Genomic DNA, 10,550 nt, shown 5'->3' on the forward strand with positions numbered 1-10,550 from the left:
TAAACTTAATTACGAATTACGAATTATTAATTGTGTTGATTATTTGCCATGTCCTCACTCCCTTAATCCCTAACGGAGAGAATCTCCCCTTCGGTATTCGGCGGTTAAGTCGTCTAACTTTTGTTTCAAACTGTCGTCGAGTTTTAGTTCCACTGCCTTCAGGTTGTCAGCAAGTTGTTGTGGGCGGCTAGCACCGATGATGGGGGCAGTGATAATGGGATTAGATAAAACCCAAGCTACTGCTAGGGTGGTGAGAGAAAATCCGGCGAGATCCGCTACTGTGCGTAAAGCCTCAACAGTATTGAACTCGCGATCGTGCCAGTAGCGATCTTGATAACGTTCTGCGGCAGCGCCTAGCGTGAAACGTGTACCGGTGGTGGGGCCTTCAGCGAGAATGTGTTTACCGGTGAGCAGACCACCCGCCAAGGGGTTGTAGGAAATTACACCCAATCCTTCTTCTTTCGCTAGGGGCAATAGTTCTCGCTCAATTTCGCGGAACAACAGGTTGTAGCGGGGCTGAATTGAGACGAATCTGGTTAGATTGCGCGTCTCGGCGCGACCCAAGGCGCGGGCGAGTCGGTAGGCTAAGAAGTTGGAAACCCCGATGTAGCGTACCTTGCCAGCACGAACAACCGCGTCCAGCGCTTCCAGAGTTTCATCAAGTGGGGTGGAGGCATCGTCAGAGTGCAATTGGTACAGGTCGATATAGTCGGTTCCCAGTCGTCGCAAGGAAGCATCGATCGCATCCAAAATATGTTTGCGCGAAGCACCCTGATCCCAAGGTGCAGGGCCGACTCGACCAACGCACTTGGTAGCTAAGATAAAATGTTCGCGTTTGCCTTTTAGCCAGCGTCCAACAATTTCTTCGGTACGCCCAGCAGTGGCAAGTCCGCCGCCAAGTGGATAAACATCGGCTGTATCTAAAAAGTTAATTCCGCCATCGGCGGCAGTATCGAGGATATCTCTAGAAGTTTCTTCGTCAGTCTGCAATCCAAAGGTCATAGTGCCGAGACAAAGACGGGAAACAGTTAATCCAGTTCTTCCGAGATTGGTTGTTGGTAAAGTCATGGGAATTGCTAATTGGGAATTGGGAATTGGAAATGGGAAATTGAGAAAACTTTTCTTTTGTCTCTCACTCCCCAGTCCTAGAGTGCTGATTCTTCTGCACTGACTTTTGGGGTTTTGTGCGTCAGACAACTAAGGCAGTGTTGCGACGGCTCAGGGAAACTAGCCACTGTTGCAACTTGGGATCGCCGTATACCTCATCTGCAATAAAATGATCGCCATCAGGTAACACTGTCAAATCGACTTTCCCGCCTACTTTGCGTAAACGCTCAACAAAATGCTCTGTATCCTCAATTGGCAGATTTTTGTCTTGTCCACCTTGGAATATCTGAACGGGAATGTCTTTGAGTGCGGCTAGTTGGCTTTCTTCTAATGTTTTGGGTACACGGCCAGATACAGGTACTAGACCTGCGAAGCGATGGGGATGCAAAGCAGCAATATGCCAAATTCCCGCCGAGCCTAAGCTGAAACCGGCTAATATCACCCGCGCTGGATCGACAGGCTGGGAAGCGATCAGTTCATCAAGTAAAGCAAGTACATCATCTGCTCGATCTGCCCAAGTCTGTTCGCCCGGAATCTGGGGTGCGGCGAAGACATAAGGTAAGGAGTTCGATAAATCTACGAAACGAGGTAGACCCCATTTCAGTAGCACATTCAAATCCGTTCCGCGATCGCGTCCTCCGTGGAGAAACAGTACTAAGGGTGCAGGTTGTTTGGCATTGTCAGAAACAGGTGAGAAAAGATAAGGTAAGGAACCATTGCTAGTGTCGTGAGAGCGTTGTTCAACTGGCATAGTCGTAACTCCTAATTTAATTGGGCATTAGGCCATTAGCTAACCGCAGCCTTGACGGGCTGTTTCCAGACTGCGGCTGTGTACAACGAGGCATCGAAGTCTGGCGCGATGTTGTCGCCCGTGATGCGTGTCTCGTGTAGCGCCCAATCAGCGAAGAATAAGTCATGGCTGATGCGTTCCACCACCGCAGGTACGTCGCGTCGGATGCTCGGTACGTCACCGATTGGCAAGCCGAAGCTTACAAAGCCGGCGGGATTAAAGACGTGAATATCCTTCAGGTAAGGGGCGTTACCGGGTATCTTCTCCTGGTATTCGTGGGCGCTGCCGAGGTAAGGATGTGTGCCCAAATCGTTGTCGCGCTGGTCAGATGGTGGTTCGTAGCGATCGCGCCAAAGTGCAATATGCTGTGAAAATTCAGCCAGTTCTGGCCGCTTTGTCGGGTCAACAAAGTAGCCGGTACCAGCGATCGCAAAATCGAACTCGAAAACATCGTCGTTCACCTGCGCGATGATGCGGCCGCCCTTCTCCTGCACCGATCTCCACGTCGCCGACAGGTGTAGGTGGAAGTTGGGGAAGGCGATCGCCCGTTCAATTGCGTCGGCTGGGGGCGTAGAACCAACTTGACGAAAGCGCCAAGCCTGAAACCACCGGGCTGCATCGGGCAGTTCTGGATAGTTATAGTAAGCGCCAGGATACCCACGCACCCGATTTATGGGCAGCGATGCGATCGCAGGTCGCCGCGCAAACAGATGCACTGCCTTTGCTCCCGATTCGAGTGCTACCCCTGCGGCATCAAAAGCCGAAGCCGCAGCGCCCAGCACTGCCACAGTCTTGCCGCGTAGCGCGGTGAAGTCGATGGCATCAGAGGTGTGTGCATACAGAGTGCGCGGTAAACCAGCTAGTAGCGGTGGCACGTAGGGGCCACCAGTACCAGCCACACCGTTAGCGAAGATAATCTTGCGCGTGGTTTCCACTTGCGCGACACCGTTCACCTCAAGATGTAGGCGAAAAAAACCTTCCACTGGCTCGATTCGCACTAGCCGCGTCTTGTAGCGAACTGGGATGCCCAGGAACTGCCGATACCAACTCAGGTATTCAGCCCACAGCAAGCGAGGGATGCGATCGATCGCTGCGTAAGCCTCGACACCATGTCGCGCCTCGTACCAAGCCTGAAATGACAGCGCCGGGATACCAAGTTCGGGGCCGGGTAGATTCTTCGGTGTGCGTAGTTTCTTCATCCGCGCTCGATTGAGCCACACGCCAGCATGGGCTTCATCGTCGGCCGCGTCGATTACCGTCACGCGGCCGATGCCGGCACGCCGCAGCGCAAATGCAAAGGTGCTACCGCTACCACTACCACCCACTACCGTAACGTTGCGATCCACGCCTGGGCGGTCGGGTATCCAGTTGTCGGGATCGGGGCCGATTAGGCGTAATGCCTCGCGCGCCCTAAAATCAGGGTCAGTTGTTATCGTCATATCGATCTCCCAGGCTGAAATGCTATGAAGATTAGGAAGATGAGGGGGACAAAGAGGAATAATTTTCATTTTTCTCCCTCATCTCACCTTTTACGCCACCACCAGACTCTTATCTACTTGGTTAAATTCGGTGTTATTTACCTTGGATTCGATCGCAGTACCCTTGAAGAATTCGGGGTTAGCTTGGGTGTAAAACTTGTAGGGATTAGCGAATACATAGGATTTAAAATCGGCTTCAGAAATAACGCCTTCTTGAACCAAATCCCAGCTTTCAGCCAAGGGGGAAGTCAAATCTGGCACATCCCAGTGACCAACATCGGAGGAATAGATGGCGTTGATTTTGACTCCCAAGGGATTGGCTTTGTCATTGAATGCCGTAGCGATGGTGCGATCGTCTGACTCGGAACCAAAGAAGAAACTGTTCACCCAGCGATCGCGAATGTCTTCAATTGTTTCAATGCCTGCTGCTGCAAAATCGTCTAATTCGCTACCAATTGGCGCACGGCTATGACGGCTGAATGAAGCTCCCAGTAAAGTCTTAGTCAATTCATCCTTATCGAGGGAATGCCCTTGAGTAACTTCTGCACCGTAGCGTTCAAATATCTCAAATAGCTCATCGGCATTTGTCAACGCTGGATTGTAGTTTTCCAGTGCCTTGATATTGCGCTTGGAGAAACGATCTACCAAATGAATGTAGACGCGGGCACCCCAATCTGAACCACCTTCGAGCATTGCTACGCGCAATTGTGGAAAACGCTTGGTAACACCACCGAAGAACAACGCCTTAGCAAAAGCTTCCGAACCATCGGCGAAGTGACCGATATGGTTGTTCATGTAGTTACTGATGGAGGAACGTCCAGTCCAACCCTGACTGCCGTAATGGGTGGTGACGGGTACGCCTAGTTCCACGACTTTTGCCCAGAAGGGATCGTAGTCGTATTCACTATCTAGCCCGTAAAAGTCGATATAAGAGGCATATTTGGCGATTTCGGGGAATTTATCGGCTGGATATTTATCAGCGATCGCTTTAATCGGACGTTTTACCCCGCCAGTAATATTAATTACTTTCAAGCCGAGTGTTTTTACTGCAAACTCTAGCTCCTCAATACCTTCTTCAGGAGTAGTTAATGGGATACCAGCTACTGGTGTCAGGCGATCGCTATATTTCCGGTAGATATCAGCATGATAGTGATTGACCGCCCGTTGCAGTGCCTGACGATTCTCTGGGCTGGCTCCAGCTGGTGCTAGGACATTATTCGGAAACAATACCGAATAGTCCGATCCTTGCTCCGCTTGACGTTCATAGAGGAGTCCGGGGAGGGTGTAAGTAGCGAGATCCAACGTATTTTTAGTAACTCTAGCCCACCAAGGCGATCGGATGGTGCGGTTGTATTGACGTTCTTCAGGGGTTTGTTGATACCAGTCTTTACCGTTACTTTTGGAATTAAGACGGGAAGCTTCGGTCTTACGTAACTCATCTACGAGTTTCACGCCGCCGTACTTGGCAATGTAATCCTCAAAAGCTGGGGTGAAATCATTAGTGTGAACGTCGGTGTCAATTACCGGATAATCAAGGGTTGCTCTGATTGCGGCGGAGCGTGAGGTCTTTAATCGGCTATATTCAGTCATGTTTTTTTCCTTACTTACGGCACAAAAATTACAGGTTTTTTTCAGCATCCAATGCTGCTATTGACGAATACATTTTCTGTAGAGACGGCGATTTATCGCGTCTCTCTACAATTTTCAAATTCTGTAGGGCGGCGATCTACAGAAGGTGCGGTTTAAAAGGTATGGTTTAAGCATCTGCAAAAAATTTATTTACGCCAACACAAGACTCTTATCCACCTGTTTTGCATCAAAACGATTCACCGGACGACGCAATCCCAGGTTTTCACGCAAGGTACTACCCTCGTATTCGGTACGGAACAATCCGCGTTTTTGCAAGATGGGAACGACTAGGTTAATGAATTCATCCAACCCTGTAGGCAGAATGGGCGGCATGATATTAAAGCCGTCTGCTGCACCGTTGCTGAACCATTCTTCTAGCTGGTCGGCAATGGTTTCAGGAGTACCAAGTATGGTGCGATGTCCTCGGGCGGTGGCAAGAGAGAGATACAACTGACGCAATGTGAGAGTGTTACGAGTCGCCAAATCTCTAACTAGTTTGAGACGACTCTTATTTGTGTTGGTGTCACTGGGTAGTTCAGGAGCCAGATCATCTAAAGAATATTTTGACAGATCCACACCTTTGTAATAGTTCTTTAAAATCCCCCAGGCGACATCAGGATGAATCAGCGATTGCAGGAATTCGTACTTCTCTTGAGCTTCTGATTCAGTACGGCCAATAATTGGGAAAGCACCAGGCATAATTTTTAGGTCATCTGGCGATCGCCCATATTGTGCTAGTCTTCCTTTGAGATCAGCATAAAATTCCTGGGCATCGGTTAGGGTTTGATTGGCGGTGAAAATCACCTCGGCGGTGCGTGCAGCCAAGTCCCGTCCCGATTCGGAGGCTCCAGCTTGAACAATCACGGGGTAGCCTTGGGGTGGACGACCGACGTTTAAAGGGCCTTTAACAGAAAAATATTTGCCCTTGTGGTTGAGTGTATGCAGTTTATCTGGGTCGAAATAGACACCAGATTCTTTGTTACGGATGAAAGCATCGTCTTCCCAACTATCCCACAGTCCTTTCACCACTTCCACAAACTCTTCGGCGCGTTCATAACGCTGGCTATGTTCTGGGTGATGCTCAAGTCCAAAATTAAGTGCAGCATTCTCATTGCCTGTGGTGACTACATTCCACCCCGCGCGGCCGTTACTCAAGTAGTCCAGGGAGGCAAACTTTCGCGCCAAGGTGTAGGGTTCTTCATAAGTAGTCGAGGCGGTGGAAATGAAGCCGATATTTTGGGTAACGGAGGATAAAGCCGAAAAGAGAGTGACTGGCTCGAAATGGGCCATTTTACCGTTGCGATACTGAGTTTCTGGAGAGCCACCCCAGACTCCTGGGCTATCTGCGAGAAAAACTGCATCAAACAAGCCGCGTTCGGCAGTCTGGGTAATCTCCTTGTAATGCTCGAAATTCAATCCAGCATCTGCTTGTGCATCAGGGTGTCGCCAAGAGGATATGTGATGACCGGTGGCTTGAATGAATGCACCTAAACGAAACTTGCGTGTTGTACTCATAAGCTTTTTTCTTTTCTATAATGATGCGATCGCTGATTTGCGTATAGCTAATGGCTTTTCATGTAACGTCAGCGATCGCTTGGCTAATTCCTAACTGTTTGTCAAACCCTTATGGCTACGTGGCAAGTGTCTAATGAGTAGACAACATGTTTGCTTTCAACTGCTGATATCCACCCAAAAAATACTCAGATGGCAGATTGGTAAAATCCTTTCCATACAAAGCTTTGGGCTAGCATTTACTGCTAACTCAACACTGAAATTTAATAATGGAATGCTTTTAAAGCAACTAAAATTTACGCTTCAGTTGCTCTATATGGAATGAAATAACCAAACTGTAAGTTAGGTTAATACCACAGCAAAACTAGGGTTGCTGCTACTTGGCGCTCGAATTACCATAAATTTATATAGCAATCTGACTCTGCACATAGAGTCTACACGATGCACACAAAAAAATATGTACTGACAAACACAATCTCATGAAAAACTAATTATTAGATAATCTAATATTAAGTATTGCAAACTAATTGTTCGATATCTCAGATTAACTGTCTTGTTTGCGATCGCATCTAAATAATTTGATCGCGGTAGAATTGAGCATTGGTGAGTATGGGAGGAAACTTTTCTTGCTGTTGGCTAATAAAAATAGCTAGAGCGATCGCTCTAGCTATTGGTGCATAATATTCACTCAAATCAGATTCGGAAACTGTGAGCAATGTCTGACGATCCGGTTCAGTGCAAATCACAGCCTCTCAGGCTTGGCTAAATATCTCTGCAATTCCCGCCTTTTGCAACTTAGCTTGATATAGCTACCCTTAAACCTTAGTCATGAGAAACTTTGATATTTCCGCATGTGCCAACACAGCAGCAGGTTCGCGCTGGAGAGCGTTGTAATACTTTCTCTCGAAAGTATTACCCGTTTCTAACGGTATAATCAGCGTGCGGACATCAGCAATCAACTTTTCAAAGTCGTCCATTGATATCGGTTCATCTGCTTCGAGCATTTCATCAACTTGCACAACCACCTCAGAAATGCGATGTAGCCAAGCAAATTGTTCGTGAGCGATAACTAGCTGAAGAAGTTCTCCGCTTGATACTCGTCCACTAACCTGTTCGTAGGCAATGCGTTCTGTGTCCAGCAACATCTTGTGAAGGTGGAGTAATTTGTTGCGTAAATCACGTAGATATTGATGTTGACGTATTCTTTGTGAAAGTGTATTTGAAGTCAATGTTATTCATCCTCTCGTTACAATAGTCTTTGTTGGTAAGCTGAAAAACATACATCTAAATTCCATAGGACTTACGCAAGAGTTACGGAATAACGAACCGCAGAGGACGCAGAGAAGCCAGTGCGCCCTTGCGGTTCCCCGACTTGTAGCAACTGGCGCGACACGGAGAAATCAGAGTTTGAGATATATTTTGCGTAAGTCGTATTCCATAATCAAATTAAATCAAACTCTTGTGGGGTGGGCAACATGAGCGCTCTGATTATGCGAGATTATTTGTGGAACAGCTTATTGATCGCGAATAGAATTTAACGAACAACTAGTTTGTTGAGCGATCCGCTAGCAATAAGTAGCATATCTAATGGTGGCCTAGACGCTCCTTGCTTTCTCTTCAAAAAGCTCTACTCTCCGTAGAAGTACAGGAGCGATCCTCAACAAATAATTCGTAATGATACTCTTTACGAGTCGCTGTACGAACGTAATTCGTAATTAAAGTTTCAATTCCGCTCAACATCCATAGCCACTTCCTCACTGTTTTGTGCAAACAGCACCATTAACCATCTGCCCAACCTCAGTTTATGTATTCGGTTTCCTTGTTAAGAACTATTACAATCAACATATCTTTTTATAGCGGTTATATCTTATATTGGATTAATCATATATTAGCATAAAATTATAAGAAGTACATAGTGTAAAACCTATTGAGGAAATGTCAATTATGGGAAAACTGTCTTAAATGTCCCTAGCATACGTAATTCTAGGTTTTCTTCAGCAGCAAGAAATGACGGGCTACGACCTGAAAACGAGCTGCTTCGATCGATGTATTGCCCATTTATGGCCAGCAGACCAGGCACAAATTTACAGAACTCTTGATAAGCTAGTTGAGCAAGGCTGGATTACCTGTACAATTGAGATGCAACGCGATCGCCCCAACCGCAAAGTCTACTGTGTAACGGAGCCAGGGAAAGCCGAATTTACCCGATGGCTTGAGACTCATCAACCGTTACCAACTCTAAGAGAACCTTTGCTTCTCCAATTGCACTTTGCAGATCAGTTGCCGAATGAAACTATCATTTACCTACTAGAGCAACAATTGGCGGCCCGAAGCAAAAAGCTTGCTGAATGTGAAATTATTGATTTACCATCACTTAGTGATGAGTCTGCCAACCGCGAGCAGGTAATGCAAAGGCTGGTACTGGAGTTGGTGATCCGTAGAGAACAGACTTATATTGATTGGTTGAAGATAGCAATCAATGTTATCAGTCAGCAAAAGCCATGTACATCACACTACCAGATTTTATAAATGGCAACAATAGCAGTCAATCCGTATCTCGATCGCAATTTTGCTCCAATCCGTAAAGAAATCACCACCGATAAATTGCTAGTCATCGGTGAATTACCCCTTGACTTATCCGGGATGTTTGTACGGAATGGCCCTAACCCTCAATGGACACCCATCGGTCAATATCACTGGTTTGACGGAGATGGGATGTTGCATGGTGTACAAATTAGCAACGGCGTAGCGACTTATCGTAACCGTTACATCCAGACAGTCGGATGGAAAAAAGAACAAGAAGCGGGTAAGGCTCTTTGGACAGGATTGTTAGAACCACCGCGAAAGGATAATCCTCACAGTGGCTACAAAAATACCGCCAACACCGCCTTAGTTTGGCACGCTGGTCAAATGTTGGCGCTGAACGAGGGAGGTAAACCTCACGCCATCAAGCTTCCTGAATTAGAAACTATTGGCGAGTATACCTACAATGACAAGCTGATTTCTGCCTTCACAGCCCATCCCAAAGTAGACCCAGTTACAGGAGAAATGGTATTCTTTGGCTACTCTTTGTTTGCGCCACCATACCTGCAATATAGTGTAGTCTCTGCACACGGTGAACTGTTGCGGACAGTACCAATTGACCTGCCAATAGGAGTGATGATGCACGATTTCGCCATCACTGAAAACTACACGATTTTCATGGATTTGCCATTGACTTTTAGTGCCGAGCGATCGCAACGGGGAGAACCCATTATGATGTTTGAGCGCGATCGCCCCAGTCGTTTTGGAATTGTACCACGTCATGGTGACAACAGTAATATCCGATGGTTTGAAAGTCCCTCTTGCTACGTCTTCCATACTCTCAACGCTTACGAAGACGGCGATGAAGTAATGCTTATTGCCTGTCGCATGAGTTCTACAACTGTTTTGAGTTCTGATGATTCGCAACCCGACCCAGAAGCAAATATCCCACGCTTGTATCGCTGGCGATTTAACCTCAATACGGGGACAGTGCGTGAAGAAATGTTGGACGATGTAGCTTCAGAATTTCCCCGCATCAACGAAAATCTATTGGGGCGGCAAACCCGATATGGCTACACCAACAAAATGGCGAATAGTCCCCTACCTTTATTTGAAGGCATCATTAAGTACGACTTCAGCAGTGGAAAGTCCCAAACCCACGAATTCGGACAGGGACGCTATGGCGGTGAAGCTGTATTTGCGCCGCGTCCTGGTGCAATTGCTGAGGATGACGGTTGGCTTATGACTTTCATCCACGATGAGAATTCAAACACTTCAGAATTAGTATTGGTGAATGCCCAAGATTTAACAGCTGAACCTGTAGCGCGGGTGATAATTCCTCAACGAGCGCCTTATGGATTTCATGGTACTTGGGTTGCTGAAAAATAGGTAAAAGGAACTGGGGATTAGGGATTAGGGATTGGGTATGGGTAAGAGTGCGGAAAAATGATGTTCAAGGCTTTGACCCTTCCCAAATTTTTTCCTAGTCCCCAATCCCCAATCCCCAGTCC

Annotated in this window: 9 protein-coding genes; 2 read left to right on the forward strand and 7 right to left on the reverse strand. The window is 47.2% G+C overall.

Annotated elements, in window-relative coordinates:
* Positions 1 to 69 precede the first annotated feature (69 nt).
* The 7 genes from CDG79_RS26510 to CDG79_RS26540 form a co-directional block, all read right to left on the reverse strand.
* On the reverse strand, positions 70 to 1,068 hold the full coding sequence (locus CDG79_RS26510) for an aldo/keto reductase (RefSeq protein ID WP_094344802.1): 999 nt from the start codon (positions 1,066 to 1,068) through the stop codon (positions 70 to 72).
* A gap of 121 nt (positions 1,069 to 1,189) precedes the next feature.
* Positions 1,190 to 1,858, reverse strand: a complete 669-nt coding sequence (locus CDG79_RS26515; RefSeq protein WP_094344795.1) for a dienelactone hydrolase family protein — start codon at positions 1,856 to 1,858, stop codon at positions 1,190 to 1,192.
* Positions 1,859 to 1,893: 35 nt separating this feature from the next.
* Positions 1,894 to 3,405: an FAD-dependent oxidoreductase gene (locus tag CDG79_RS26520; protein ID WP_223278340.1), complete on the reverse strand. Its 1,512-nt coding sequence runs from the start codon at positions 3,403 to 3,405 to the stop codon at positions 1,894 to 1,896.
* Between the two features lie 21 nt (positions 3,406 to 3,426).
* A complete protein-coding gene (locus CDG79_RS26525; RefSeq protein ID WP_094344796.1) occupies positions 3,427 to 4,965 on the reverse strand; it encodes an amidohydrolase family protein in 1,539 nt (512 codons plus the stop codon).
* A gap of 189 nt (positions 4,966 to 5,154) precedes the next feature.
* On the reverse strand, positions 5,155 to 6,519 hold the full coding sequence (locus CDG79_RS26530) for an LLM class flavin-dependent oxidoreductase (RefSeq protein WP_094344797.1): 1,365 nt from the start codon (positions 6,517 to 6,519) through the stop codon (positions 5,155 to 5,157).
* Between the two features lie 566 nt (positions 6,520 to 7,085).
* The gene (locus CDG79_RS42810; RefSeq protein ID WP_189525146.1) at positions 7,086 to 7,262 is read right to left on the reverse strand and encodes a hypothetical protein; all 177 of its coding nucleotides are present in this window, start codon (positions 7,260 to 7,262) and stop codon (positions 7,086 to 7,088) included.
* A gap of 69 nt (positions 7,263 to 7,331) precedes the next feature.
* Positions 7,332 to 7,745, reverse strand: coding sequence for a hypothetical protein (locus CDG79_RS26540; RefSeq protein ID WP_189525147.1), 414 nt, complete (start codon positions 7,743 to 7,745; stop codon positions 7,332 to 7,334).
* Between the two features lie 733 nt (positions 7,746 to 8,478).
* On the opposite strand from CDG79_RS26540, the gene CDG79_RS26545 reads away from it, so the two are divergent.
* Both CDG79_RS26545 and CDG79_RS26550 read left to right on the forward strand, forming a co-directional pair.
* Positions 8,479 to 9,045, forward strand: a complete 567-nt coding sequence (locus CDG79_RS26545; protein ID WP_094344800.1) for a PadR family transcriptional regulator — start codon at positions 8,479 to 8,481, stop codon at positions 9,043 to 9,045.
* Positions 9,046 to 10,428: a carotenoid oxygenase family protein gene (locus CDG79_RS26550; RefSeq protein WP_094344801.1), complete on the forward strand. Its 1,383-nt coding sequence runs from the start codon at positions 9,046 to 9,048 to the stop codon at positions 10,426 to 10,428.
* Positions 10,429 to 10,550: the final 122 nt, after the last annotated feature.

The sequence above is a fragment of the Nostoc sp. 'Peltigera membranacea cyanobiont' 232 genome, assembly GCF_002245985.1.
In the GTDB taxonomy this organism is placed as follows: Bacteria; Cyanobacteriota; Cyanobacteriia; order Cyanobacteriales; family Nostocaceae; genus Nostoc.

Bases quoted from the DNA above. Each gene is read 5' to 3' on its own strand.
- CDG79_RS26550 (WP_094344801.1), top strand. From the start codon at position 9,046: ATGGCAACAATAGCAGTCAATCCGTATCTCGATCGCAATTTTGCTCCA.
- CDG79_RS26545 (WP_094344800.1), top strand. From the start codon at position 8,479: ATGTCCCTAGCATACGTAATTCTAGGTTTTCTTCAGCAGCAAGAAATG.
- CDG79_RS26520 (WP_223278340.1), bottom strand. From the start codon at position 3,405: ATGAAAATTATTCCTCTTTGTCCCCCTCATCTTCCTAATCTTCATAGC.
- CDG79_RS26530 (WP_094344797.1), bottom strand. From the start codon at position 6,519: ATGAGTACAACACGCAAGTTTCGTTTAGGTGCATTCATTCAAGCCACC.
- CDG79_RS26510 (WP_094344802.1), bottom strand. From the start codon at position 1,068: ATGACTTTACCAACAACCAATCTCGGAAGAACTGGATTAACTGTTTCC.
- CDG79_RS26515 (WP_094344795.1), bottom strand. From the start codon at position 1,858: ATGCCAGTTGAACAACGCTCTCACGACACTAGCAATGGTTCCTTACCT.
- CDG79_RS26525 (WP_094344796.1), bottom strand. From the start codon at position 4,965: ATGACTGAATATAGCCGATTAAAGACCTCACGCTCCGCCGCAATCAGA.